Origin of the sequence: Sedimentibacter hydroxybenzoicus DSM 7310 (genome assembly GCF_013403245.1) — a bacterium.
In the GTDB taxonomy this organism is placed as follows: domain Bacteria; phylum Bacillota; class Clostridia; order Tissierellales; family Sedimentibacteraceae; genus Sedimentibacter; species Sedimentibacter hydroxybenzoicus.
Window position 1 is genome coordinate 45283 of record NZ_JACBNQ010000017.1, and the last position, 24035, is coordinate 69317.

Sequence of the window (24035 nt, forward strand, 5' to 3'; positions counted from 1 at the left end):
TTAGTAAAACTAAATAAAGGGTGATGGAGTTCACCATAATCGCATAGTGCTAATGACTCCTACAGGATACAGTGTATCTCTGTGGGAGTTTTTTTGTGACTGACATAGGAGTTGATTTTATGGCTGCAAGCTTAGCAGTAATTTTATTATTGGGATTACCGGCAAGAAAAATATTCGAGAAATTGAAATTGCCTGGGTTGATAGGAATGTTAATATTGGGGGTTCTTATAGGACCATATGGTTTTAATCTGCTTCAGGAGGATATGCTTAAAATATCAGCAGATTTAAGGGGAATTGCTTTGATTATCATTTTATTAAGAGCGGGATTTGGAATTGATAAGGATGATTTAAAAAAGATTGGTATAACTGCATTGAAGATGAGCTGCATACCAGGACTCATAGAGGGTTTGTTTATTGCCGCTGCATCGATGTACTTTTTGGGATTTACATTTAGTCAGGGTGGAATGCTGGGCTTCATTATTGCTGCTGTTTCCCCTGCTGTTGTAGTACCGGCCATGCTTGGATTAATAGAAAATAATCTTGGTACTAAAAAGGGGATACCCGCCTTGATATTGGCAGGGGCATCCATTGATGATGTCTTTGCCATTACAATATTCAGTGTTTTTTTAGGATTGTACAGCGGTTCAAACATCAACATAGGTGTGCAATTGTTAAGTATACCTGTATCAATCATATTAGGTATTGTTACCGGAGTGATTATAGGATTTGTGCTCATAGTAATCTTTAAAAAATATCACATCCGTGATACAAAAAAGGTACTGCTGGTTCTTGGATTCTCCATACTGCTTAATCAATTAGAAATTGTATTAAAGACTAAGCTGCAAATTGCTTCACTGTTAGGAGTAATGGCAATCGGATTTGTTATTGCTGAAAGAATATCTGACATTGGCAAGCGTCTGGCTGATAAGTTCAATAAAATATGGGTATTAGCGGAAGTATTGCTGTTTGTATTGGTAGGAGCACTGGTAGATGTAAATGTTGCATTAAAAGCAGGTGGAATAGGTATTGTCATAATATTAATAGGGCTGACAGGTCGCTCAATAGGAGTAATAATTTCCTTATCAGGAACAGAATATAATTGGAAGGAAAGATTGTTCTGTGTTATTGCATATTTACCTAAGGCTACTGTTCAGGCAGCAATGGGCGCAGTTCCATTATCATTGGGAGTAGAGTCAGGAGATGTAATTTTAGCTATTGCAGTTTTATCTATACTAATTACTGCACCGTTAGGTGCAATCGGAATTCATTATTCGGCAGAAAAACTATTAGTGGAAAAAAATTAGTATATGTATTAAAATTAATGAAATTAACTTGTACATTTTGATAATGGTCTATGATAAGATATAAATGAGAGGTATTGCTATGATTTCTGAGGTTAAATTAATAAAAGCATTAATAAAAGGCAGATATGAATGCTATGTAAAAAAGAATTCTGAATATAACCCATATGTTAAATCTGAATTATATGATTGGGATTTCAAAATAGAAATAGATGATTTGATATTTACGGACTCTTACAGGGGTGTTAATCCTTATAGCGGTGTAGAGTATGTATATGAAAAAGGTGGTAATACTCCTGTTTGGTCATGTGATTATGTAGGATACGTAAATCAGGATGAAAAGGTATCATCCGGGGAAATCTATAAATTTCTGAAGGAAGCAAGAGGGAATCATTTGTTGAATTGTCAGGATAATTTATTTTCGGATTATACTTATGAAAATGAGATATTTAAATATGAAACCTTTTTTCAAGGTGATGTAAGCTCATTATTACAAATTGAGAACTTTTATTATACTTACAGTAAAAGCGACCGACACCAAGACAAAAGATTTGGGTCGTCTGCTTATATGAATTTATTGGTGGCACAACAAATGACAGCTGGCAGGTTAAAATAATTTCAAATATTTTGCAAAGTTTGAAATTATGAAATATAATTATGAAAACAGCTATTGTAGGAGATTTTTCTGTTTATGAAAATAATTGAAGGATTCACAAGAAGTAAAGTGCATATAAAAAACTGTTTCAACCTAATAATTATAAGTTCGAAACAGTTTTTTGTTCAACGTATAAATTTAATAAATATATTCATTGCTTACTAAAATATTTTTCAATATCTCTGTAGGTATTTCAAATTCTACTACTCCCATATAACCCGGAGCAACTTCATATTTATCGAAAGAAATTATCAATTTTCCATTTGATGATATATAAAAGGATTGGTTTATTGATATCTTTTCAAATAATTCTGCCAATTCATTTTCTATACCTTCAACCCAATAAAATTTGTTCTCATCTTTATTATGCTGCTCCACCATCTGTTCTTTTATATTGCTGCTGATTATATCAACATAGCTTTCATCTTTAAAAAGACTTGGAAGAGTGATTAAAATTTCATTTTTCTTGTCTATTGTATCATATCTAAATGTAGTTGATGAAGAACCTACTGTATTTACAATATAGCGACCTACGGACAATATTTTATCTGTATCGGTTTTCACGACATATCCGCTTGATACTCCCATATGCCCACCGCCATTTTCTTCTAAGCTTTTCATATCATTTATAAATTGCTCATACAATTCTTTATTTTCGTTAAAATATTTTTCATTTAAGCTGTTTTGCAAGCTTTTATTTTCCAATCCATCTAATGCCGGCGTTTCGATATCGACATCGTAAGTTTTTTCGCTGAATTTGTATTCTTTAAAAGTCAAGACCTTTACGATACCACCCAAAACAGGTATATCCGATAAGGTTTCTGCCAACGCTTCATTTGTATTTATTCCTACTGTAAAAGATATTGCAATAACGGCTGCCGAAGCTGCAGTTGCCAATAATCTTTTAATATAAATTTTTTTGTTCATAGCTTTTTTACCTTCCTTTAACGATTTTTTAACTTTAAATTCTAATTCTGCAGGGATAGGTATACTCATGTATTCATTTTTTAGTTGATTTATTTTTTTATCATTCATTGCTAATCCTCCTAAATCAATCATTCATTTTAATTCGCAATTTATCCAGTGATTTATATAATCTGGTTTTGATAGTATTAATATTTTCATTAAGAATTTCAGCAATTTCTTCTATTTTTAAATCCTCAAAAAATCTTAATATAATAATACTGCGATAGCTGTCAGGCAGCTCGTCAAGTGCCTTGTGTAAATCTATATCTGTATATGTATCATTGACTTCATCGATATAAGAATATAAAACTTCATTGTCTAAAGTTATTATCTTTTTTTGCTTCCTGATACAATCCAATGAGCAGTTTACCAATATCCTATAAAACCAAGTTTTCATAAATTCAGGATTCTTTAAAGTGTTTAAAGATATTAAAGCTTTAAATATGGATTCTTGAACAATATCCAAAGCATCATCAGTATTTTTTACATAACTATATGCTATCCTGTAATGTTTTTCTTTGTTTTCAACAACATATTCTTCTAATTGTTTTTCTAATTTTGAACTGATTCGCACGAATTTCACCTGTCTTAATATTGATGTACATCTTAATGTGTTACGTTATTTAGACTATAATACAGTTAAAAAAGTTTTAATAATATATATTATTATAAATTATTCATTTTTTATTTTGAAATTAAAAAAGGTGATGGAGTTCACCATAATTGCTTATTAGTATTACTGGCAGAAAAATTATTAGTGGAAAAAAATTAGTATATATATTACAATTAATTGGATTAGCATGTGCATCTTGAGAATGGTTTATGATAAGAACAAATGAGAGGTTATTATATTTTCGGAAAATAAAAAGAAGAAAGAATAGCAGGAAAAATTAACTTGACTGTTGGAAGTATTTAATGAGGGAGAGTGAAGATTTAAATGAAATTATATGATGGAGATAACGATATGGAGAAAAGCGTTATATTAATAAAACCTTGTACTAATTATAAGGATGAATATTTAGATATGCTTTCTGAATGGGAAAAATCGGAGGAAGAGCTTATACCTTGGACTTTAAATCTTGACAGTACGGATTTTGACATGATGGTAGATAAGTTGAACGGTTGGAGTAATGGAGTCGGATTACCTGACGGATTTGTTGAGAGCTCAACTTATTGGTTAGTGAATGATGGTAGATTAATCGGAGCCATAGATATAAGACATAGATTGAATGAAGCGTTAGCATATAGGGGTGGACATATCGGCTATGGGATAAGACCAAGCGAAAGAAGAAAAGGTTATTCCACATTGATGCTGTCACTTGCCCTAAAAGAATGTGAAAAAATAGGATTGTCAAAGGTATTGATAACCTGTTCTAAAAGTAATATCGGCTCATCCAAGACAGTAATCAATAACGGAGGTATTCTTGATTCTGAGGATATAAGTGATGGTGAGATTTTTCAAAGATATTGGATAACACTTTAATAAAATCAATAGCAATGTAATATCAGCAGTATCAGGAGGAATTAATATGTTTTTTGACGCGTTACAGCTTATTGGGGGAGCAATTATGTCCTTTGGACAAATACCTCAGATTATTCAGATACTAAGGACAAAATCCGCTAAGGATTTAAATTTAAAAACATTTTCTATGATGTTTACCGGAATTCTGTTAATGGAGATATATGCTATAAATCTTGTGTTAAACGGCAGTGGTGAGGCTTTTCTTATAACAAATACAGTATCTCTTATTGCTTCTGCAATTATGGTATCTTTAATTCTGAAATATGGTAATAAACAGAACAAAACTGATACGGAAAATCAGAGGTAATTATGAAATATGAAATTAAGGAAATGGAATCATCTGATTGGGAGCAAGTAAAAAATATTTATTTAGAAGGAATAAAAACAGGATTAGCAACCTTTCAAGGTGAATTCGATTTACCATCTTGGGAGAAGTGGAATCAAGACCATATCAGCTCATGCAGGTTAGTTGCAATTTTGAATAATGAGATACTAGGATGGGCAGCTCTCAGCCCTACTTCAAAACGACCTGTTTATTCCGGTGTAGCGGAAGTGAGCATTTATATAAAGAAGCTGTATAGTGGATACGGTATAGGAACGGAACTATTAAATAAACTTATATCAGCTTCAGAGAAAAATGGTTTTTGGACTTTACAATCTGGAATTATCAAAGAAAATACTGCAAGTATAGAATTACATAAAAAGTGTGGTTTCATAGTAATTGGAATAAGAGAAAAGCTTGGAAAAATGGAAAATGGCATATGGCATGATGTTGTTCTTATGGAAAGAAGAAGTAAAGCCGTTGGTATATAATTTGGGGGAATGTTTATGAATATTTTGGTAATTGGCGGAACAAGATATTTCGGAATTTATCTTGTCGAAGAGCTGCTGGCACAGGGACACAATGTAACAATTGCAACGAGAGGTATTACAAAAGACAATTATGGAGACAAGGTTTCAAGAATTGTTTTTGACAGGACAGATTCTGATAGTGTGAAAAACTCGCTATCAGGAAAATATTTCGATGTGGTATATGATAATCTTGCTTATTGTTCAAATGACGTAAAATACATATTAGATGTTATAAATTGTAATAAGTATATCATGATGTCCAGTACTTCAGTCTATGAAAAGCATTTGGATACAATGGAGGAAGAGTTTCAAACATTGCATAAAAAGCTTATTTGGTGTTCGAGAACAGATTTTACGTATGATGAAGCTAAAAGACATGCAGAGTATGCACTATGGCAGAATTACAATTACATAAATGCAATTGCCGTAAGATATCCATTTGTTATCGGAAAAGGCGATTATACAAAAAGACTATATTTTTATGTCGAGCATGTTATAAAAGAAATACCAATGTACATAGATAATATTGATTGTCAGATGGGATTTATCAGGTCGGATGAAGCCGGTAAATTTATGGCTTTTCTCGCTGATAAAGATTATTCAGGCCCCATTAACGGAAGCTCTTATTGTACTATTTCTATAGGAGAAATATTAGGGTATGTTACAGAAAAAACCGGCAAAGAACCTGTTTTATCGGAAGACGGTGAAAAGGCACCTTATAATTGTGAGCCGGAATACAGTATAAATACAAGTAAAGCGAAGAAATTAGGATTCAGGTTCAGTAATCTGAAAGATTGGATATATGAGTTAATAGATTATTATATTGATATAATATATTGAAGTATTTAAGGGGAGAGGCTTTTAAGGCCCCTCCCCTTTAGCTTTATTTTATTTCTGTGCCGCCCCATTCAATAACTGAAAAACCGCTTCTGTTAAAAGTGCTGAGCTGCTGTTCAGGAATTTCGATATAATTATCTAATGCTTTGTATGCCATGAAAATTCTCAGAATATTGTCAGGCTCTGGTGTAATGTGAAGTTTTGCATTATTTTCATATGCAGTTGTCTGGAAGGTTATTAGGTTATACTTATTTTCCTTCATCAACGGCAGCCAATACACAATAAATTCATTCAGTTCTCTTGTGGTTAATCCGAGATATTCAAGCTTTTCCTGTAAAAATTCAATCGTATCTTCTCCCTTTACTACAAAGCCCTTTGATAAATCCCAAATTGCATTGCCCTTGCCTTCCCAATACAAATATGAGTATTCACGTCCGTCGGTCTTGTTAATAAGTGTGCCGTCGGGATTTGCAGTGACGTTCCATCCGTTGTTATATTCAGGATATGTGCAGGTCAATCTACCTTGAAGCTCGATTTTGACAGATACATCGGTTTGAACTGTCGGATACAGATATATAACAGGCTTTGCATAATCACCTAAAAATCTGTATTCAAAATACTGCTTACTGGGATTATATGAACCTAAATAAAAGGAATCAACTAGGTAGGCAATGTTGTAGCTCATCATGCGTTCGGTTAGTGGAAATTTATATGATTTCGTATATGGTTCTGTCATATATTACTGTATGATAGTTATAAAGTGTATCTATATATATGAGTTTATTATCTTCAATTCTGTAAATATCAACATCCGCAACCTCGTTATCGACATTTCCAAAGTTTACACCCACATCTGTTGAATACCTGGTCACAAGGAGCTCGGGAGTTTCATCAAAATCTAAATCCAGCAAGGTTATTCCTAAGGTTGAATCTGTGTTTATAATATTCATATTTGACATGAGGGTATCGTAGATCTGAGCCATTTCAGTATCTTTATTTTCTCTGTTATCAAACAAGAATGCCCTTGTCAACACTCTTTCCGTATCCTTAGTAAGCAGTTTACAGTATATTCACCTGAAGATGAATCGGAATGATAAACAGGCATCCCATACATATATGCCGGGTCAACTATAACGTCAAAAATGGAGGTTGAAACTCTTCGTGCAAAACAATTTAAGGTAATATTTTCTGCTGTATAGCCGTAAACTATATCATTGACATTATATTGAGATTCATTAAAATCAAAAACTAAATTAGTATTGTGTTTAGTTAATTGTATTTATTATATCACTATTAAAATTCTAAGGGAATAAATAATGTAACAAAAAACCACATACAAATTGCATGTGGTTTTTATATAGATTGATTATTTTATTTTGTTTTTAAATTCTTTTATGTCCTTGTTTGTTGGGTTGGTATATTTGAAATTTCCTGCTTTACTTTCAAGTGCGCTCGGCTTTCTCGGGTAAGTATTCGGATATAATTTATTAGAGTCATTGGTTATACCATTACAAGCACCATCAAACTTATCCATATCATTTCCTTTGCCTGTATTGCTTTTTCTTCCATTACCTTTACTCATTATATTGCCTCCTTTTTTGTAAATATTTTTTCCATATTTGTGATGATTTATTCTTTAAGTTGAAAGATGAAAAATTTCTATGTATAATGAAATTACCAAATATAATGGGGGAAGAGTATGATAGAAACTATTAACTTAAATTTAATTGAGGCGAGAGAAGAAGACATAAAAGATATAATGGAAATGGAAAACCATGAGGATAATCGCAATTTTATATGGCAGGGTACATATGAACAGCATTTAAATGAAATTATGGACAAGGATTATTTGCTGTTGATATTTAAAAGGAAGGAAGATAATTTAACGGTTGGCTTTGCTTTAAATTATTTAGATTACAAATCTGAGAGATTTGAGTTGAGAAGAATTGCTGTTACTGTTAAAGGTAAGGGATATGGTAAGGAAGTATTGGATGCATTGATAAGATACACTTTTGAAGATTTGAAATTTAATAAATTTTGGTTGGACGTATATCCTGATAACGTTGTCGGAATTAAGCTTTATGAAAACGCAGGACTTCATTGTGACGGAGTGCTAAGACAAAATTACAAATCTGAAAGAGGATTTTTGGACCAAAAGGTTTATTCAATGCTTAGAAGTGAATATGAGGGTTTAAATTAGTATGATGGGTAAAGATATGAGCATTTGTTCAATGCATTTCAGTCCGACAGGAACCACCGAAAAAATTGTAAAAAAAATTGCAGACACCTTAAAAGATAAATTTGAAAAACAAGACATTACGAATATTGATTTTACCAATATTAAAAACAGACAGACCGGGCAATCATTCAGTAGTGATAATCTTGTTGTTTTTGGTGTACCCGTTATTGCCGGAAGGGTGCCCAATGTCTTATTGAAATATTTAAATAATGTCAAAGGTAATGGAGCTTTGGCTGTTTGCGTAGTAGTTTACGGCAATAGAAATTATGATGACGCATTAATAGAATCAAGAGATATACTTACTGATAATGGATTCAGAGTTATAGCAGCCGGAGCATTTATAGGAGAACATTCATTTTCAAAAATTCTTGCAAAAGAAAGACCTGATGATGAGGACATGTCAGTAGTTAAGAATTTTTCGGATCAAATATACGATAAAATATCAAAAGGAAATTTTGATGATGTTAAAGTAAAAGGAAGTAACCCCTATAGAGATTATTATAGGCCTAAAGATAAAAGCGGTAATTTTGTTGATATTAGAAAAGTTGCTCCAAAGACAAATGAAAATTGTATTGACTGTAAGATATGTGCAGAGGCATGTCCAATGGGAAGTATTGATTTTAAAGATGTGGCTGTATTAAACGGAATTTGTATCAAGTGCTGCGCATGTATTAAGAAATGCCCAACTGAAGCAAAATATTTTGATGATATGGATTATTTAAATCATAAATATGAATTGGAAGTCCAATTTATAAAAAGAAAAGAAGCGGAAATATTTATATAACCATGAATAAAAAGGAAATCAACTGTCTATAATAGTATAGATAGGAGGTTTTTCCATGAGCAGCGTATCGGGTAAGGAAGTAAAAGGTATATTAGATTTATTTAAAGTACAAAAGGATGTCGACGAAAAAAAAGATTTATATGCTAGTTTAGAAAATGCAAAAAAGGAATGGGAAGAAGCTAAAAACATTTTTGAAAATGTTAGTGAACCGGATTTAGTGGATTATGCCATATATAATATAGAAGCCGCGGAAAGAAAATATGTTTATTTGCTTCGGAAAATAAAAAGTGAAGGCTCTAACGAAGGCAGAAATGAAGGTATCAGTGAAACCAGCTAAATATATAAGGATACAAACAAAACAGTTTGTATCCTTAATTTTTTCACTTACAGTATAAGCGACTGACACCAAATCAAAGATTTGGGTCATCTGCTTATGTGCCAATTATTGTGTTGGATATATCAATTGCGGATTAAAGCTGTCAAAAATCTCTGAACTGAGGAAATACTCAATCAATGAAACTGCATATTTATACATATGTAGTTGTATATGAAATGGAGTGCTAAAGTGGAACCTTTACTGTTGTTAATAATGTAAGTATGAAAACATCTACGGATGTTTTTTGATTTTCGTTATATTTTACTAAGTATAACGAAAATAATTAACTAAAAAATTTATTCATTTTTAGTTATATACACTTCTTAGATTACATAAAAATGTATTGAATAAAATACTAAGTATTGATTATTCTGCATTAATATGTTACAATTCGTTTAATTGTTAGTTTTATAATTAACAATTATGATTTTGGAGGGATAAGTTGTATGAGTTATGAGTTTAATATAACAGGGGATAGCGAGAATGGTAATGAGGCGGAACCTATTAGCTTAGACGAAGCTGAAGAAGTTAAAGATATAGTTGCTTTGATCGGTAACTTTGTAAGAGACAAGTCTTCTGAGGGGCAATTGGTAAATGGTGAGGAGCTGCTGGAGGAGCCACTGTCTGTAGAGGTGGAGGATATCATACCAACCATAGAAGAGCTCAGGCTAAGGGAAGACTTTTCAGATATAATTATGTATAAAGGAAAAGAAAAAATATATTTATATTCTGAAAAATTTATAACCCCAAATTATGCCAATATTATGATAACAGCAGAGGAAAAAGACTTTTTTAAAATGATTGTCGATACGGTCAGACAAGAATCAAGAATTTATCCGAGACCAACCAGCGTCAATCTTTTCAGAAAAGCTCCCTTTAATATGTCTAAGGATGAGTTTTTCAAAGTTTATAATCAATTGAAAAGAAAAGAAGAATATGAGGATATTAAAGAGGTCAAAGCATCTAACGATGCCATATATTTGTACTCAGATGAGTTTATGAAGAAAGCACATGCGCGTTCAATCGCCGAATGGATAGAAGTAGAATCAGAACAAAACCCATAAATTAAAAAAAATATATATTAATTTGAAAGGAAGGTATAAAAATGGGCAAATTTGGACCAGGAGAACTAATTTTAATTTTAGCGATAGCATTGGTAATTTTTGGACCCTCAAAATTACCGGAAATAGGCAAGGCTCTTGGAAAATCTATTAGTGAATTTAAAAGTAGTGTAAACAAGACAGATAATTCTGCCGACGAAAAAATTGAGGACAATTAGGGAATATTTGAAAATTTTGTATTATCTATTTTGAAGGGAGAGAATAATTATGTTTGAAAGAGAAATTGATAATTTTATCAATAAAGTAAGGACAAGACGTGAATTTTTAAAGGTGAGCGGTAAAAGTATTGCCGGAGTTGCAGTTACGACTTCAGTCCTGAATCTGATAGGCTGTTCGAAAACTACCGGGGATGAGGACGAACCGGTTGACAGTGTGCAGGCATTTGTAACTCCTGCAGGATTACTTGTTGCTGAAGCTAACAGATGCACAGGCTGCCAAAGGTGTGAAATGGTCTGTACAGTAACAAATGACGAAAAAATTCATCCTTTGATATCAAGAGTAAAAATAGCAAGGAATTTTAATTACGGGGAAGAAATAACGGATAATTATCGCCATGAGAACGGATATTTCGGAAACTTTTTAATGACACCGGAAACATGTCATCAATGCGAGGATGCTAAATGCGCAGCTGCATGTCCGAAGCAGGCTATAAACCAAAGCGAAACAACAAAAGCCTGGACTGTGGATGATGATCTTTGCATCGGATGCGGAGCATGTACTCAGGCATGTCCATGGAATATGCCTACAATTGATTCCGAAACCAATAAATCGACAAAATGCATTTTGTGCGGTGCCTGTGCGGATAATTGCATAACAGGAGCATTAAGGGTTATACCTTGGGAAAAATTTGAAGCTACAGTTAGAAGAAAAGGTTATTTAGTATCATAATTATTTAAATAAATTTTGATTGGAGGAAGAATAATGGCTAAAGTAACAGGATGGATAGGGAATTTATTAAGGGTTAATTTGACTACCGGTAATATTACAGTTGAAGACTCAATGAAATATAAAGACTTAGTAGGCGGAGCCGGACTTGGATATAAAGTTATATTTGATGAGGTACCTCAAGGTACAAAAGCTTTTGATGAGGCTAATAAGGTTGTAATTGCTGTAGGTCCTCTTACCGGTACTGCGGCTCCATGCAGCGGAAGAACAAACATTACATCATTAGCACCTACAAATCCATATCATGCTATCACAGACAGTCATATGGGAGGAAATTTCGGACCATGGATGAAGTTTGCGGGATATGATGCAATTATAATTGAAGGTGCAGCCAAATCTCCTGTATGGGTGAGAATAGAAGATGATAAAGTGTCTATTGAAGATGCAGGCAGCTTGTGGGGAAAAGGCACGGTAGATACCACTAAGGCAATCAATGATATAATGGGTAAGGAAGCCTGTATTGCAGCAATAGGTCAGGCAGGTGAAAAACAAAGGAATTTAGCATCAATAGTTAATTCGGTTAATCACTCAGCCGGAGGACATGGAGGAATATTAGGTGCAAAAAATTTAAAGGCAATAGGTATAATCGGAAAGAGAGCTGTACACCTGGCAGATGAAAATGCTAAAGAATGGCTTAAATTAAATGAATATATGATGAGTGATATTATAGGAGCCAACAATCAGCATGTGGTTCCGAATACTCCACAGCCATGGGCTGAATATCACAACCCGGGAAGCCGTTGGACAGCACAGCTGGGATTGTTCTGGGGAGCTGCCAATCCACCGGTAGAGACAGGCGAATGCCCTCCGGGAGATAAAAACAAGGTTGGTCTTCGTACACAAAAAGCAATATTTGATTTAGGTCCGGTAGCTGAAGAAAGAACAATAAAGATGGCAGGCTGCTATTCATGTCCTATTCGCTGCCAATCAAATATGTATATGCCGGAACTTGAAAAGTACGGGTTAACTCCTTATGCAACAAGCACATGCATCAACTACTCATCTCCGGGCACTGCAATGGTTAAGGGATATGCAGACGGGGAAAGCAAGGGAATGGATGCAATGATTACTAAATGTCTCGGCTCAAGACTTGCTGACGATTATGGTATTTGGAGCAATTACGGTCAATTGCCAAGAGACTTTAGACATATGTACAACTCAGGAAAGTTGAAAGAAGTTCTTCCTAAGGAAGAATATGATAGTATTAATTTTGATTTATTGGAAAAAGGTGATCCGGGATGGATGCTTGAATATTATAACAATTTAATTGGGGACGGAGAATTTTCACATCTTTTAGACGGACCTTATTGGATGGCTCAAAGATGGAGTATGGGTGATGAATATTGGAATGAATACTCAAATAACATATGGTCCAAGATGGCTTATCCAAAGCACCACAGTAATGAAGCGGGAGCACAGGTAGGAGTATTGGTCAATATTATGTTTAACAGGGATGCTAATTCTCATACCCACATGAACTTTATAGGTGCAGGCCTTCCTATAGGATTATTGAAGGAGATTGCCGGCGAGGTCTGGGGTTCTCCCGACGCATTGGATGCTCCAAAGGATTACACACCTATGAACGAATATAAAGCTAAATTTGCTAAATGGTCCATCGACAGAAACTTCCTGCATGACTCTATTACTCTTTGTAACTGGGTATGGCCTATGGTTGTTTCGCCGTCTAAATCAAGAAATTATCGTGGAGATACTGCATTGGAGTCTAAATTCTTCAGCCTGGCTACAGGAATAGAAACATCAGAAGAAGAATTGGATTATATGGCAGAAAGAATATGTACTCTTCACAGAGCGGCAACTATCAAGCAAATGGCAACTATTGATATGAGAAATGAACATGATACTATACCTGAATGGGTGTTTAATGTAGACCCCGACATGGAGCCATTTACCGAAGGAACGGTTAAGCTTGACAGAGATGACATGCAGCTGGCTTTAACAATGCTTTACAAAGAGTATGGATGGGATGAAAAAACCGGAGCACCGACCAGAGCTACTTATGAAAAGTTAGGTCTTAAGGATGTTGCGGATGAACTAGAAGGATTAAATTTACTTCCTTAGGATTGAAAATTGTAAAACGGTAAAATGGGAAAGCATTATGTTTTCCCATTTTACTTAAAGAGGGAAAGCTTTATGATATTAGATTATTTAATATATAGTTTGACTAAAGATAATCCACCTAAATTAAATAAAGATAAATGCATAAATACTTTCATGAAGGGATGCCATATATGTGAGCAGTCCTGCCGGGAAAAAGCTATTTCCGAAAAAAACGGTAATATATTTTTTGATGGAAAATTGTGTAATGAATGTGGTGTGTGTAGGGTAAAATGTCCAACTCAAGCTATAATGACAGCAGAATGTAAAGATGAAGAAATACTGACTAAGGCGGCTGAAAAACAAAATTTGGTTATTTCATGTTCGTTGTCGGATACTATAGGAAACTTAAAAGTAAGTTGTTTAAACTCTTTGCATCCCGAGCTTATAGCTTGCATGTTCATACTATATGAAGGAAAAAAAATTTATTTCAATTTGAGCAGCTGCATTGATTGTGAACACGGATATGATGAAGAGTTGCTCAGGGACAGTTTAAACAAGGCCTTAAAATTTGTAAAATCTATGGGAGTAAATCCTTCTTATGAAATACATGAAGAAGAAGATAATCTTTCGGAGCTGGCAACTGAAACTATATCCAGACGCAATTTGTTTAAAATGGTAAAAAAAGAATCCGGCAGTATGGTTGTTAAAACCATATCTTCAATAGTTCACCTTGACGAAAGCAATGATAGTCAGATTTCCATAAGAAAAACATTGTTAAAACTATTGAAAAGTGATAAAATTATCAATAATAGCGGTAATTCGGATGTGTTTTGGGAATGTTGGGAAGTTAACGAAAACTGTGACGGATGCGGTAGATGTGTATCCGTATGCCCGGGTAAGGCGTGGAAAATTGAAAATACTGATACAACATCAAAGTTGTATCACAACATGGCCAATTGCTTCAAATGTGGTTTGTGCAAAAAAGCATGTGATAAGAAGGCCCTGAACAAGGGAAATATAGACAATCCATTTTTGGATGAATTCAATCTTAAAAGGGAAATACTTTTTAATATATGCAATATCTGCAGCAGGAAGTATATACCTAAAAATAAAGAAGATGAAAAATGTGATATATGCAAGAAAAAAGAATTACTAAGAGAAAAAATATCCGCATTATAATTAATACAAAATTCTAAAATTAAGGAGGATGTTATGGGCAGGTTAGGACCAGGAGAATTAATACTTTTATTGGCTATTGCTTTAGTTATATTTGGACCGTCTAAGCTCCCGGAATTAGGAAAATCTTTGGGGAGAACAGTAAATGAGTTTAAAAAATTCTCGAATGATTTAAAGGTAGATGTATCCTTAGATGAGAATAAGCCAACAAAAACGGATAAAAAAGAAGATAAAAACAGTTCAAAAGAGAAGCTTGATTTTACAGGATCAAATCAGGCTGATGAGCATATAGAACTATAGTATGTAGAAAAAAACTTTACTACGGAGGTTTGGATGGAATTTTATAACAAATTGTACAATCTTGATATGACACGAGAAAATATAGCTGTAACAATATTGACGGGTGCAAGCATAGGTGATAAGCTTTTATTATCAGATAAAGAAAAAATATATACCACGAACGAAAATTCGGATTGGAATGAAGTTATAGCACAAATTCCTGAAAACAAAAAAAGTCAAACAATTACTGTGGGTAAAGAGAAAATATATTATGAATTCATGCGCCAATCTTTTAATGTAGTGATATGCGGTGCTGGACATATATCCATGCCGCTGATTAAAATGTGTAAAATGCTGGCATTACCTGTAACGGTAATAGATGACAGAATTACGTTCACAAACAATGCAAGAAGGGAGGGCGCTGATAAGGTAATCTGTGAGTCTTTTGTTGATGCTTTGCGTAAGGTTGAGGGAGATACCGGAACCTTTTTTATAATAGTTACAAGAGGACACCGATATGATCAGGAATGCTTGCAAAGTATTATACAAAAAGAAAATGCATATATAGGGATGATCGGCAGCAAATTGAGAGTTAAAAAGGTTCTTGAATATTTAGAGAGCGAGGGAACTCCAAAAGAAAAGCTTGATGCGGTATATACTCCCATAGGCTTAAAGATTGGAGCTGAAACTCCGGCTGAGATTGCGGTTTCAATTATGGCTCAGGTTATAGAGGTAAAAAATAAAAAAGCGGGAGCAGGTACATATCCCGAAGAATTGAGAAATTGCTTGTTCAGCGAAAAGCATAGAGACATTCCCAAGTCTTTGGTTACATTAGTTTCAAGGAAGGGTTCAGCTCCGAGAGAAGTCGGTACAAAAATGATTATACTGAAGGATGGAAATACTGAGGGTACTATTGGAGGCGGATGTGTAGAAGCAAATATAAGGCAGACGGCTCTTTCTTGCATGGATAATATGGAATCCCGGTTAGTTAAAGTTGATATGACCGGAATAGAGGCAGAAGAAGAAGGAATGGTCTGCGGCGGAATAGTAGAATTGTTTGTAGAGCCGATTATAAATATTTAGAATTACGGGAGCAGGACATGAAACAAATTAAAACAACAGATGCGGTTGGACATGTACTATGTCACGACATAACTCAAATAATCAAGGATGTTACAAAGGATGTAGTTTTTAAAAAAGGGCACGTAGTCAGAGAAGAAGATATACCGGTTCTTTTATCTGTGGGGAAAGAAAATCTTTTTGTATGGGAAAAGCAGGAAGGTATGCTGCATGAAAATGAAGCTGCAGAAATACTTTATGAAGTATGCAAAAATGATTATATGAAACCATCACCGGTAAAAGAAGGCAAAATAGAAGTTATAGCTGATATAGACGGTTTGTTTAAGCTGGATTCAGAAAGACTTCTGAAAATAAATAGCCTGGGCGAAATTATTATAGCAACGAGACATGGAAATACAATTGTAAAAAAAGGGGACAAGTTAGCAGGTACAAGAGTTATTCCACTTATAATCGAAGAAGAAAAAATAAAGAAGGTTCAGGAAATTGGCGAAAGTAAGCCTATAATGTCAATACTTCCGTTTAAACATAAAAAGGTGGGGATAGTTACCACAGGAAGCGAAATTTTTCATGGAAGAATCAAAGATACCTTCGGACCTGTGATCGTTGATAAATTCGGAGAGTTTGACTCTGAAATACTTGGACAGACAATTGTGAATGACAATAAGAATGAAATTACAGCGGCAATACTTGAGTTTGTTGAAAATGGAGCGGATATAGTGGTTTGTACCGGAGGAATGAGCGTTGACCCTGACGATCATACACCGGGTGCCATAAAAGATACCGGAGCAGAAATAGTTACCTACGGAGCTCCTGTGCTTCCCGGAGCTATGATGCTGGTGTCATATTATAATCGTAACGGCAGAGAAATACCTGTATTAGGACTTCCGGGATGTGTTATGTATGCAAAGCGCACTATATTCGATTTGCTTCTTCCGCGAATAATGGCTGATGACAAAATAATCAAATCAGATATATATCGTTTAGGTGAAGGGGGATTGTGTTTAAACTGCCAGGTTTGCACATATCCTAACTGTGGATTTGGAAAGGGCCGTTAGTGGTTTTAATTCAAAATATCATGTTAATATTAATAAGGATGCAAACAAAACAATTTGCATCCTTAAATTCTATATCAGCTCTTGCTCCAATCTATCGAAAATTTCTGAAGTAAAAAAGTCTTGCAATGTTATTTCAAGTCCATCACAAATTTTTTTAATAAGAACAATTCCAATATCCTTCCTCTCTATGTCAAAAACACTATATACTGTTGAAGGAGTTATGCCTGATAAATTTGCAAGCCTGTTTACGGCTATTCCTCGTTCGTTACAAATTTCATTAATCCTTTTTAAAACTGCTTCCTTAACACTCATTTTTGCACCTACTTTAAAAATTAAAATTACAAATTTATTTTACCACTTAATCGCTAATGCGTATACGCAATAACGAGCATTTTAATAAATTATCCAAAAAAATTAATAAAACAATATAAAAAATACACATATTTGGAATAAAATGAATAAATATAAATTGCCTGCAAGATTCACAGTATGAAAAAATCAAAATTGATATACTTGACAAAACAATATATTTATGATATTCTTCATATGGTTAGCGTAGACTAACCAAGGAGCATATAATTAAGGGCAATTACTTATTTTTGCCCATTAAAAATACATTTCAGTTAGTGCAGGCTAACCATAGTATAAAAAATCTAGGTGAGGTGATATCTTGAGTAGTATTGTAATAATTGGTGGTAATGAAAGAATGGTATGTCAGTATGAAGGCATTTGCAAAAATTATGGATGTAAGGTAAAGGTTTTTACTAAGGAGAACGGGGCACTCAAGAAAAAAATAGGATTGCCGGATCTTTTGGTTCTTTTTACGAATACAGTATCGCATAAAATGGTAATCAGTGCGGTTGGAGAGGCAAAACGTAACAATATACCTGTTGCGCGTATTCATTCAAGCAGTGCCACTGCTTTATGCAACATATTAGAAGAACATATTTTAAAACCTATGGAGGCTTAATTGTTATGGAACATTTTTTGATTGAACATTGCTCTCCCACATTGGCGGGCTTAAAAACAGCTAATTTGTTCAGTTGTACTGTTGGTTCTGCATCTGAATTGAACTCATATTTATATAAAGTTAATCACGATTTGAATAATAAGGATGTTTTTCTGGAGGTGTTGCAACACAACAATAAACGGGCAGTTATACTTGTTTATCGTAAAAACAGACTTCAAAAAGAATTGCATGGTAAAAGTGTTTCGGATTTTCTTGCGTCATATGGATATAACTGCAATTCTGTTACATATTGTATCGAGCGTTTAAAGCAACGCTTCGAATACAGCGATAGTTTTCCACATGAAATCGGGGTATTTTTGGGATATCCTCTGGAAGACGTTGTCGGGTTTATTGAAAATGGTGGAAAGAACAGCAAATCTTCCGGTTTCTGGAAGGTTTACAGTGATGAATATAGTGCGTCGAAACTTTTTGAACAATATAATAAGTGTAGAAAGGTATATATGAAATTATTTGCCGGGGGCAGGTCTATTATGCAGCTTACAGTTGCTGCATAAATAATAAATTAATATAAAAGGAGTATAAATTTATGAATAAAATAGCAGTTGTTTTTTGGAGCGGTACAGGGAATACTGAATCAATGGCAGAACTTGTTGCCAAAGGTGTAAAAGAAGCTGGAGCTGAAGTAACGGTATATTCCCCTGCTGAATTCAATATGGATGCCTTGAATCAGTATGATGCGGTCGCTTTTGGTTGTCCGTCAATGGGTGACGAGGTGCTGGAGGAAAGCGAATTTGAGCCTATGTTTTCTGAATGCAAGCCGGGACTAAAAGGCAAGAAAATTGCTCTTTTTGGCTCTTATGGCTGGGGAGACGGTGAATGGATGAGAAACTGGGAGGAAGACTGCAGATCGTTGGGAGCAGTTCTCGTAAGTGACAGCGTCATATGTAATGAAACGCCTGATCAGGATGCTCAAAATGCTTGCATTGCTTTGGGCAAAGTATTGGTTTCTTAATATAGTGTCAGTTGATTATGCTGTAAGTGAAAGCAGATGACAAATATTTGATTTAAAAATAACAGAATCAGCCATGCGGTTGGTTCTGTTATTTTGTATGTTCTTTAATTTGAGATATGACCATGAACATGCTTTTTAATGGCTTCAAAGCTTTCTGCACTTAGTACATGCTCGATTCTGCATGCATCTTCCGTTGCAACTTTTTTATCGACACCTAAAAATATCAGCCATTCGGAAAGTAAAGTATGTCTTTCATACATTTCTTCAGCAATTGCTCTTCCTTTTTCAGTTAAAGTAATATACAAATCGCTGTCCATTTCAATATAACCATTTTCACGAAGGTTCTTCATGGCAACGCTGACACTTGGTTTTGCATAGTTAAGTTCATTTGCAATATCGATGGAACGCACCTGATGATTTTTCTTGGATAAAATCAAGATGGTTTCAAGGTACATTTCAGCCGATTCCTGAATCTTCAAATCATCATCTCCTCGTATGAGTTAATTATAGCTAACCATATCTTATCATATATACGCTAAAAATGCAAATTTCATAAAAGATTTAAGAAATATTTACATTTGCAAAAAATGCCCCTCCATGGTACACTATTCAAAGTAAAAATTAATATGGGAGCGAAATTATGAATACAAAAGAAAAACTTTATGAATTAGATTATATGAGATTCATAGCATGTTTTGCTGTAATGATAGTTCATATAACCGCTACGGGTGTGGAAGGCTACATACACGGAAGCTTCCCCCACATAGTAACCTTAATCGTAAATAGAAGTTTTAAATTTACAACTCCTATTTTTATTTTTCTCAGCGGTGTGACAAGCTTCTATAGCTATAGAAACAGAGATTTTAAATATTTTGAGTTTATTAAAAAACGCCTCTTAAATGTATTGGTTGCATATATAGTATGGTGCGTTATTTATTACGCTGCTTATATTAAGCTTGGGTATTATGGCTTTAATATCAATGAATTTATAAAAAGTGTTTTGCTTGGAAAAATGTCTTATCATTTATATTTTGTTATAATAATTACACAAATGTATATTTTTGGACCTATATTTTATAAATTATTAAAAAACTCTGACAAAAAAGTAGCAATATTAATAATAGCGGCAATATTTACTGCTTTATGTGCCGAGTATATCAGATTTAAAGATTCAGACAGGTTGTTTTTAAAATATATATTCTTCTACATGCTGGGCATATATTTAACATTGGAGTATGATAAATTCACATCCTTTTTAATGAAGAATAAGTGGCTGTTTATTATTGGATATGCTGTGATTGGTTTAACTTATACGGTAGTTTCTTATCTGAATATGGCTATTTATATATACGTATGGTTTATATTTTCTTTGACATCAATATTTTTCGTTTATATAGCAGGTCTTATAATGAAGGATGCTTTTAAAAAATATTATAGTTTTATTAAGCTGTTTGGACAAAGCTCATATTATATTTATCTCATGCATCCGTTGGTGTTAACACTGGCAATTCGATATACTGATATGAATGGAATTTTATCTATAACAAAAAGATTAATTATTTACTCTGTGGCAGTAATACCTACAACGGTTATATGCTGTCTGGGTTTCACGGCAGCTAAAAACTATTTAAAGAAAAAGAGAAAAGCAACAGCTGCAGTTGCTTCTGAGAATTAAAAAATCATCCTGAATTATCAGGATGATTTCAAAGATTTGGGTCGTCTGCTTAATTTTTTGTTGAATTTTCGTATTCTCTCATAGCAAGGATTGTTCTTTGGAATAAATCATCTAATTCCCATCCAAGCATATCAGCACCCTTCTGAATTGCTTCTCTTGAACATCCGGCAGCAAAGCTTGGCGTTTTGAATTTTTTCTTAAGTGATTTAACTTCCAGATCTGAAACACTTTTTGATGGCCTCATTAAGGCAACCGCACCGATTAGTCCGGTTAATTCATCAGTGGCAAACAAGACTTTTTCCATTTCGTGCTCAGGCTTTTGAGTTGCTCCTGTCATGCCATATCCATGGCTTGCAACAGCGTTGATTATTCTTTCGTCAATACCTTTTTCTTTAAGTATTTCCTGAACCTTTACACAATGCTCTTCGGGATACAACTCAAAGTCCAAATCGTGTAACAGTCCTACTATACTCCAGAATTCCGCTTCATCCTCATAACCCAACTGTTTGGCGAAATATTCCATTACAAAACTGACAGTGTCCGCATGTTTTAAATGGAATTCTTCTTTGTTATATTCCTTTAACAAAGACCATGCTTCTTCTTTAGTAATATTCATTTAAATCCCTTCCTTTATGTGTGCTATTATATATTTTAACCTATTTGGTAAAGTATGTCTATATCTTTAATAATTATTAAATTGACAAGCATTTATCAGAATGTTAAAATTATATCAGTTGATAAAAACTTATACATGTATTTTTATGCGTAGCAGACTCGCAAATATTTTTACAATATATTGATATCATAGAACAAATAGGTAAAAAACGCTTATTGTAAAAATTTTCTTTATGAAATTTTACAATTCTGATTGATTTTTTACAAACAATATGATAATATCTCATGGAAGGGTTAGGGATGAAAAACTTAGGTAGAGTTCAATCTATTGACAGATCAGTAGCCATAATTGAATGCTTTTCAAAAAGCAAACGTGAATTGAAGCTTTCCGAAATAGCAAATATGGTTGATTTAAACAAAAGTACAGTACATGGAATACTCAACACTCTGAAGTATCACGGATTTATAAGCCAGGATGAATCGACTCAAAAATATAGATTAGGCACACGGTTTATAGAGTATGGGGACATGGTCGTAAATTCTATGAATGTCAGAAACGTTGCATATCCTTTAATAGACAGTATTTGTGACAAAATTGAAGAAACTGTTCATATAGCTATGCTCGATGAAAGTGAAATAGTTTATATTGAAAAGAAAGAATGCAATAGGTCAATCAAGACATCGACTAAAATAGGCATCAGATATCCTGTTCATGCTACTGCTGACGGTAAAGTAATATTAAGCTATTTGAGTGAGGATGTAGTTGACAAGTATTTACCTTTAGATATGAGTGAATTAGACAAGCATAGGATAATTAAAAAATTAACAATTATAAAAGAACAAGGTTTTGACATAGATTATGAAGAAGTCATGAAAGGAATAATATGTGTAGCAGCACCAATCTTTGATTACAGGGGAATAGTCAGATATAGCTTAAGTGTTACAGCACCCACAGTTAGGATGACAGACGAAAAAATTGAAGAAAGTGTAATAATTGTAAAGGAAGCTGCTAATAATATATCGTATAGTATAGGTTACAAAGGATAGCATAGTATATCCTTTAAAAAATGAGCAATATCAGAACAGCGTTCAGTATTGCTGAACAATTGTAAAAATATGGAAAATTACAAAATAATGTTGACAGATACATAACGTTTTGTTAATATCGTATCTTGTTACTGACGTTATAACCAGCGGAAAGCTGTTTATATAAATAAATATATTTAAATCCCATGGAGGAAGACAAGAAAATGAAAAAATTATTAGCGTTAATATTGGTTCTATCAATTGCATTATTTGCTTTTGTTGGATGTGCTAAAGAACAACCGGCACCAGCTCCAGCACCGGCGCCATCAGAAGAAGAACCAAATGAAGAACCAAGTGAAGAACCAAATGATGAAGAACCAGCTGCAGAAGGCGCGGTTAAAACCGGTTTAGCAGTAATCACATCATTAGGAAAATCTAAAGATGCTACAGCAGATGCAGAAGGAACAGCTCAGTCTGATTCAGTTATAGTTGCAGTTACTGTTGATAATGACGGTAAAGTAGTTAAAGCAGTGATCGATACAGCTCAAACTGCTATTAAGTTCAATGCAGAAGGTAAAGTTACTTCTGACTTAACAACTTCTTATAAGTCTAAACAAGAGCTTAAAGAAGAGTATGGAATGAGCAAAGCTTCTACAATAGGTAAAGAATGGTACGAACAGGCAAACACACTTGCTGATTATGTAGTTGGAAAAACTGTTGATGAAATCAAAGCTATCCCAACTGATGATACAGGCGTACCAACAGATGCTGATTTAGTAGCTTCAGTTACTATGAAAATTGACGGTTACAAAGATGCTTTTGAAAAAGCTGTGGCTGACGCTCAGGATTTAGGAGCTAACGCAGAAGACAAATTAGGGTTAGGTGTTGTTACTACAATAGATAAATCTAAGGATGCAACTGCAGATGCTGATGGTTTAGCTCAAGCTTACTCAACATACACAGCTACAACTTTTGATTCTGAAGGAAAAATCACAAGCAGTATATTAAATGCTTCTCAAGCTAATGTAAACTTTGATGCTGAAGGAAAAATTACTTCTGATTTAGAAGCTCCTGCATTAACAAAGAATGAATTAGGCGATGATTACGGAATGAAAAAAGCATCTCCGATAGGTAAAGAGTGGTATGAACAAGCAGCTGCTTTTGCTGAATATACAGTTGGAAAAACAGTAGAAGAAGTTAAAGCTTTCGAAACTGATGAAACAGGACATAACACAGAAGCTGATATAGTATCTTCAGTTACATTTGGAATAGATGATTTCAAATTAATATTAGAAGAAGCTTTAAATACAGCAAAATAAATCATTTTAAATAACAGTCTGTTGAAAAAGCTCCGATGGATATCGGGGCTTTTTTTGTTCTTGCAGCATAAGAGACCGACACAAAATCAGAGATTTTGGCTGTCTGCTTAAAAATTTGGGTCATATGCTTATTGACTCTTACTCATTTGTATAATAAAATGCATATGTAGTC

At 33.9% G+C, this 24035-nt stretch carries 31 protein-coding genes and 1 riboswitch; of the genes, 23 read left to right on the forward strand and 8 right to left on the reverse strand.

Features of this window, described 5'->3' with window-relative positions:
• The first annotated feature begins 10 nt into the window (after positions 1-10).
• Positions 11-69, forward strand: a riboswitch (Fluoride riboswitch).
• Positions 70-119: 50 nt separating this feature from the next.
• Both HZF24_RS13265 and HZF24_RS13270 read left to right on the forward strand, forming a co-directional pair.
• A complete protein-coding gene (locus HZF24_RS13265) occupies positions 120-1304 on the forward strand; it encodes a cation:proton antiporter (RefSeq protein WP_179238859.1) in 1185 nt (394 codons plus the stop codon).
• Between the two features lie 79 nt (positions 1305-1383).
• The gene (locus HZF24_RS13270; RefSeq protein WP_179238821.1) at positions 1384-1917 is read left to right on the forward strand and encodes a DUF5680 domain-containing protein; all 534 of its coding nucleotides are present in this window, start codon (positions 1384-1386) and stop codon (positions 1915-1917) included.
• A 177-nt stretch (positions 1918-2094) separates the two neighbouring features.
• Here the strand turns inward: HZF24_RS13270 and HZF24_RS13275 are convergent, their stop codons facing one another.
• Together HZF24_RS13275 and HZF24_RS13280 are read right to left on the reverse strand one after the other, a co-directional pair.
• Complete coding sequence (locus HZF24_RS13275; RefSeq protein WP_179238822.1) at positions 2095-2991, reverse strand: RsiV family protein; 897 nt, start codon at positions 2989-2991, stop codon at positions 2095-2097.
• Between the two features lie 16 nt (positions 2992-3007).
• Positions 3008-3490, reverse strand: a complete 483-nt coding sequence (locus tag HZF24_RS13280) for a sigma-70 family RNA polymerase sigma factor (protein WP_407695753.1) — start codon at positions 3488-3490, stop codon at positions 3008-3010.
• A gap of 369 nt (positions 3491-3859) precedes the next feature.
• Here HZF24_RS13280 and HZF24_RS13285 point away from each other — a divergent pair, with 369 nt between their 5' ends.
• Genes HZF24_RS13285 through HZF24_RS13300 form a run of 4 tightly spaced genes read left to right on the forward strand, consistent with a single transcriptional unit; the run spans position 3860 to position 6136 of the window.
• Positions 3860-4405 (forward strand): GNAT family N-acetyltransferase, encoded by a 546-nt coding sequence (locus tag HZF24_RS13285; protein WP_246346143.1) that lies wholly within the window; start codon positions 3860-3862, stop codon positions 4403-4405.
• Between the two features lie 46 nt (positions 4406-4451).
• On the forward strand, positions 4452-4751 hold the full coding sequence (locus HZF24_RS13290; RefSeq protein ID WP_179238824.1) for a SemiSWEET family sugar transporter: 300 nt from the start codon (positions 4452-4454) through the stop codon (positions 4749-4751).
• Positions 4752-4753: 2 nt separating this feature from the next.
• Positions 4754-5257, forward strand: a complete 504-nt coding sequence (locus tag HZF24_RS13295) for a GNAT family N-acetyltransferase (protein ID WP_179238825.1) — start codon at positions 4754-4756, stop codon at positions 5255-5257.
• A gap of 15 nt (positions 5258-5272) precedes the next feature.
• Positions 5273-6136 (forward strand): NAD-dependent epimerase/dehydratase family protein, encoded by an 864-nt coding sequence (locus HZF24_RS13300; RefSeq protein ID WP_246346145.1) that lies wholly within the window; start codon positions 5273-5275, stop codon positions 6134-6136.
• Between the two features lie 43 nt (positions 6137-6179).
• On the opposite strand, the gene HZF24_RS13305 is transcribed toward HZF24_RS13300, so the two are convergent.
• The 3 genes from HZF24_RS13305 to HZF24_RS13315 all read right to left on the reverse strand — a co-directional run bounded on the left by HZF24_RS13305 (position 6180) and on the right by HZF24_RS13315 (position 7715).
• A complete protein-coding gene (locus HZF24_RS13305) occupies positions 6180-6818 on the reverse strand; it encodes a hypothetical protein (protein ID WP_246346146.1) in 639 nt (212 codons plus the stop codon).
• Between the two features lie 22 nt (positions 6819-6840).
• Positions 6841-7149, reverse strand: coding sequence for a hypothetical protein (locus HZF24_RS13310; RefSeq protein WP_179238827.1), 309 nt, complete (start codon positions 7147-7149; stop codon positions 6841-6843).
• 350 nt (positions 7150-7499) lie between these two features.
• Positions 7500-7715, reverse strand: a complete 216-nt coding sequence (locus tag HZF24_RS13315) for a hypothetical protein (protein WP_179238828.1) — start codon at positions 7713-7715, stop codon at positions 7500-7502.
• 117 nt (positions 7716-7832) lie between these two features.
• Here HZF24_RS13315 and HZF24_RS13320 point away from each other — a divergent pair, with 117 nt between their 5' ends.
• From HZF24_RS13320 to HZF24_RS13370, 11 genes are all read left to right on the forward strand, one after another.
• Positions 7833-8333 carry a GNAT family N-acetyltransferase gene (locus HZF24_RS13320; protein WP_179238829.1) on the forward strand — a complete coding sequence of 167 codons (501 nt, stop codon included), beginning with the start codon at positions 7833-7835 and terminating at the stop codon, positions 8331-8333.
• Between the two features lies 1 nt (position 8334).
• Positions 8335-9156 carry an EFR1 family ferrodoxin gene (locus HZF24_RS13325; protein WP_179238830.1) on the forward strand — a complete coding sequence of 274 codons (822 nt, stop codon included), beginning with the start codon at positions 8335-8337 and terminating at the stop codon, positions 9154-9156.
• Positions 9157-9211: 55 nt separating this feature from the next.
• Positions 9212-9493 (forward strand): YaaL family protein, encoded by a 282-nt coding sequence (locus tag HZF24_RS13330; RefSeq protein ID WP_179238831.1) that lies wholly within the window; start codon positions 9212-9214, stop codon positions 9491-9493.
• Between the two features lie 485 nt (positions 9494-9978).
• Positions 9979-10596, forward strand: coding sequence for a hypothetical protein (locus HZF24_RS13335; RefSeq protein ID WP_179238832.1), 618 nt, complete (start codon positions 9979-9981; stop codon positions 10594-10596).
• Between the two features lie 41 nt (positions 10597-10637).
• Complete coding sequence (locus HZF24_RS13340) at positions 10638-10811, forward strand: twin-arginine translocase TatA/TatE family subunit (protein ID WP_179238833.1); 174 nt, start codon at positions 10638-10640, stop codon at positions 10809-10811.
• Between the two features lie 49 nt (positions 10812-10860).
• Complete coding sequence (locus HZF24_RS13345) at positions 10861-11541, forward strand: ferredoxin-like protein (RefSeq protein ID WP_179238834.1); 681 nt, start codon at positions 10861-10863, stop codon at positions 11539-11541.
• Positions 11542-11574: 33 nt separating this feature from the next.
• Positions 11575-13677, forward strand: a complete 2103-nt coding sequence (locus HZF24_RS13350; RefSeq protein WP_179238835.1) for an aldehyde ferredoxin oxidoreductase — start codon at positions 11575-11577, stop codon at positions 13675-13677.
• Between the two features lie 72 nt (positions 13678-13749).
• Complete coding sequence (locus tag HZF24_RS13355; RefSeq protein WP_179238836.1) at positions 13750-14835, forward strand: 4Fe-4S binding protein; 1086 nt, start codon at positions 13750-13752, stop codon at positions 14833-14835.
• Between the two features lie 33 nt (positions 14836-14868).
• Positions 14869-15132, forward strand: coding sequence for a twin-arginine translocase TatA/TatE family subunit (tatA, locus tag HZF24_RS13360; RefSeq protein ID WP_179238837.1), 264 nt, complete (start codon positions 14869-14871; stop codon positions 15130-15132).
• 33 nt (positions 15133-15165) lie between these two features.
• Entirely contained in the window at positions 15166-16194 is a 1029-nt protein-coding gene (locus HZF24_RS13365; RefSeq protein WP_179238838.1) for an XdhC family protein, read from the forward strand.
• A gap of 17 nt (positions 16195-16211) precedes the next feature.
• On the forward strand, positions 16212-17246 hold the full coding sequence (locus tag HZF24_RS13370) for a molybdopterin-binding protein (protein ID WP_179238839.1): 1035 nt from the start codon (positions 16212-16214) through the stop codon (positions 17244-17246).
• A 69-nt stretch (positions 17247-17315) separates the two neighbouring features.
• On the opposite strand, the gene HZF24_RS13375 is transcribed toward HZF24_RS13370, so the two are convergent.
• Positions 17316-17558 carry a helix-turn-helix domain-containing protein gene (locus tag HZF24_RS13375; RefSeq protein ID WP_179238840.1) on the reverse strand — a complete coding sequence of 81 codons (243 nt, stop codon included), beginning with the start codon at positions 17556-17558 and terminating at the stop codon, positions 17316-17318.
• Positions 17559-17916: 358 nt separating this feature from the next.
• Here HZF24_RS13375 and HZF24_RS13380 point away from each other — a divergent pair, with 358 nt between their 5' ends.
• The 3 genes from HZF24_RS13380 to HZF24_RS13390 are packed head-to-tail and all read left to right on the forward strand — an operon-like array spanning position 17917 to position 19228.
• Positions 17917-18216, forward strand: coding sequence for a DUF2325 domain-containing protein (locus HZF24_RS13380; RefSeq protein ID WP_281372299.1), 300 nt, complete (start codon positions 17917-17919; stop codon positions 18214-18216).
• A gap of 5 nt (positions 18217-18221) precedes the next feature.
• Positions 18222-18770, forward strand: a complete 549-nt coding sequence (locus tag HZF24_RS13385; RefSeq protein ID WP_246346148.1) for a DUF3793 family protein — start codon at positions 18222-18224, stop codon at positions 18768-18770.
• A gap of 32 nt (positions 18771-18802) precedes the next feature.
• A complete protein-coding gene (locus tag HZF24_RS13390; RefSeq protein ID WP_179238842.1) occupies positions 18803-19228 on the forward strand; it encodes a flavodoxin in 426 nt (141 codons plus the stop codon).
• Between the two features lie 104 nt (positions 19229-19332).
• On the opposite strand, the gene HZF24_RS13395 is transcribed toward HZF24_RS13390, so the two are convergent.
• Positions 19333-19707 (reverse strand): metal-dependent transcriptional regulator, encoded by a 375-nt coding sequence (locus HZF24_RS13395; RefSeq protein WP_179238843.1) that lies wholly within the window; start codon positions 19705-19707, stop codon positions 19333-19335.
• Positions 19708-19868: 161 nt separating this feature from the next.
• On the opposite strand from HZF24_RS13395, the gene HZF24_RS13400 reads away from it, so the two are divergent.
• Positions 19869-20903 (forward strand): acyltransferase, encoded by a 1035-nt coding sequence (locus HZF24_RS13400; protein ID WP_179238844.1) that lies wholly within the window; start codon positions 19869-19871, stop codon positions 20901-20903.
• Between the two features lie 49 nt (positions 20904-20952).
• Here HZF24_RS13400 and HZF24_RS13405 read toward each other — a convergent pair whose 3' ends face one another.
• Positions 20953-21519 carry an HD domain-containing protein gene (locus HZF24_RS13405; protein WP_179238845.1) on the reverse strand — a complete coding sequence of 189 codons (567 nt, stop codon included), beginning with the start codon at positions 21517-21519 and terminating at the stop codon, positions 20953-20955.
• A 299-nt stretch (positions 21520-21818) separates the two neighbouring features.
• On the opposite strand from HZF24_RS13405, the gene HZF24_RS13410 reads away from it, so the two are divergent.
• Positions 21819-22565 carry an IclR family transcriptional regulator gene (locus HZF24_RS13410; protein ID WP_179238846.1) on the forward strand — a complete coding sequence of 249 codons (747 nt, stop codon included), beginning with the start codon at positions 21819-21821 and terminating at the stop codon, positions 22563-22565.
• Positions 22566-22768: 203 nt separating this feature from the next.
• Positions 22769-23863: a hypothetical protein gene (locus HZF24_RS13415; RefSeq protein WP_179238847.1), complete on the forward strand. Its 1095-nt coding sequence runs from the start codon at positions 22769-22771 to the stop codon at positions 23861-23863.
• Positions 23864-24035: the final 172 nt, after the last annotated feature.

Excerpts from the sequence above, each read along its gene's own strand:
- HZF24_RS13315 (WP_179238828.1), bottom strand. The coding sequence starts at position 7,715 with ATGAGTAAAGGTAATGGAAGAAAAAGCAATACAGGCAAAGGAAATGAT.
- HZF24_RS13365 (WP_179238838.1), top strand. The coding sequence starts at position 15,166 with ATGGAATTTTATAACAAATTGTACAATCTTGATATGACACGAGAAAAT.
- HZF24_RS13330 (WP_179238831.1), top strand. The coding sequence starts at position 9,212 with ATGAGCAGCGTATCGGGTAAGGAAGTAAAAGGTATATTAGATTTATTT.
- HZF24_RS13350 (WP_179238835.1), top strand. The coding sequence starts at position 11,575 with ATGGCTAAAGTAACAGGATGGATAGGGAATTTATTAAGGGTTAATTTG.
- HZF24_RS13325 (WP_179238830.1), top strand. The coding sequence starts at position 8,335 with ATGATGGGTAAAGATATGAGCATTTGTTCAATGCATTTCAGTCCGACA.
- HZF24_RS13300 (WP_246346145.1), top strand. The coding sequence starts at position 5,273 with ATGAATATTTTGGTAATTGGCGGAACAAGATATTTCGGAATTTATCTT.
- HZF24_RS13320 (WP_179238829.1), top strand. The coding sequence starts at position 7,833 with ATGATAGAAACTATTAACTTAAATTTAATTGAGGCGAGAGAAGAAGAC.
- HZF24_RS13400 (WP_179238844.1), top strand. The coding sequence starts at position 19,869 with ATGAATACAAAAGAAAAACTTTATGAATTAGATTATATGAGATTCATA.
- HZF24_RS13405 (WP_179238845.1), bottom strand. The coding sequence starts at position 21,519 with ATGAATATTACTAAAGAAGAAGCATGGTCTTTGTTAAAGGAATATAAC.
- HZF24_RS13385 (WP_246346148.1), top strand. The coding sequence starts at position 18,222 with ATGGAACATTTTTTGATTGAACATTGCTCTCCCACATTGGCGGGCTTA.
- HZF24_RS13265 (WP_179238859.1), top strand. The coding sequence starts at position 120 with ATGGCTGCAAGCTTAGCAGTAATTTTATTATTGGGATTACCGGCAAGA.
- tatA (WP_179238837.1), top strand. The coding sequence starts at position 14,869 with ATGGGCAGGTTAGGACCAGGAGAATTAATACTTTTATTGGCTATTGCT.
- HZF24_RS13375 (WP_179238840.1), bottom strand. The coding sequence starts at position 17,558 with ATGAGTGTTAAGGAAGCAGTTTTAAAAAGGATTAATGAAATTTGTAAC.
- HZF24_RS13415 (WP_179238847.1), top strand. The coding sequence starts at position 22,769 with ATGAAAAAATTATTAGCGTTAATATTGGTTCTATCAATTGCATTATTT.
- HZF24_RS13390 (WP_179238842.1), top strand. The coding sequence starts at position 18,803 with ATGAATAAAATAGCAGTTGTTTTTTGGAGCGGTACAGGGAATACTGAA.
- HZF24_RS13345 (WP_179238834.1), top strand. The coding sequence starts at position 10,861 with ATGTTTGAAAGAGAAATTGATAATTTTATCAATAAAGTAAGGACAAGA.
- HZF24_RS13270 (WP_179238821.1), top strand. The coding sequence starts at position 1,384 with ATGATTTCTGAGGTTAAATTAATAAAAGCATTAATAAAAGGCAGATAT.
- HZF24_RS13275 (WP_179238822.1), bottom strand. The coding sequence starts at position 2,991 with ATGAATGATAAAAAAATAAATCAACTAAAAAATGAATACATGAGTATA.
- HZF24_RS13355 (WP_179238836.1), top strand. The coding sequence starts at position 13,750 with ATGATATTAGATTATTTAATATATAGTTTGACTAAAGATAATCCACCT.
- HZF24_RS13410 (WP_179238846.1), top strand. The coding sequence starts at position 21,819 with ATGAAAAACTTAGGTAGAGTTCAATCTATTGACAGATCAGTAGCCATA.
- HZF24_RS13305 (WP_246346146.1), bottom strand. The coding sequence starts at position 6,818 with ATGAGCTACAACATTGCCTACCTAGTTGATTCCTTTTATTTAGGTTCA.
- HZF24_RS13335 (WP_179238832.1), top strand. The coding sequence starts at position 9,979 with ATGAGTTATGAGTTTAATATAACAGGGGATAGCGAGAATGGTAATGAG.
- HZF24_RS13290 (WP_179238824.1), top strand. The coding sequence starts at position 4,452 with ATGTTTTTTGACGCGTTACAGCTTATTGGGGGAGCAATTATGTCCTTT.
- HZF24_RS13285 (WP_246346143.1), top strand. The coding sequence starts at position 3,860 with ATGAAATTATATGATGGAGATAACGATATGGAGAAAAGCGTTATATTA.
- HZF24_RS13340 (WP_179238833.1), top strand. The coding sequence starts at position 10,638 with ATGGGCAAATTTGGACCAGGAGAACTAATTTTAATTTTAGCGATAGCA.
- HZF24_RS13370 (WP_179238839.1), top strand. The coding sequence starts at position 16,212 with ATGAAACAAATTAAAACAACAGATGCGGTTGGACATGTACTATGTCAC.
- HZF24_RS13295 (WP_179238825.1), top strand. The coding sequence starts at position 4,754 with ATGAAATATGAAATTAAGGAAATGGAATCATCTGATTGGGAGCAAGTA.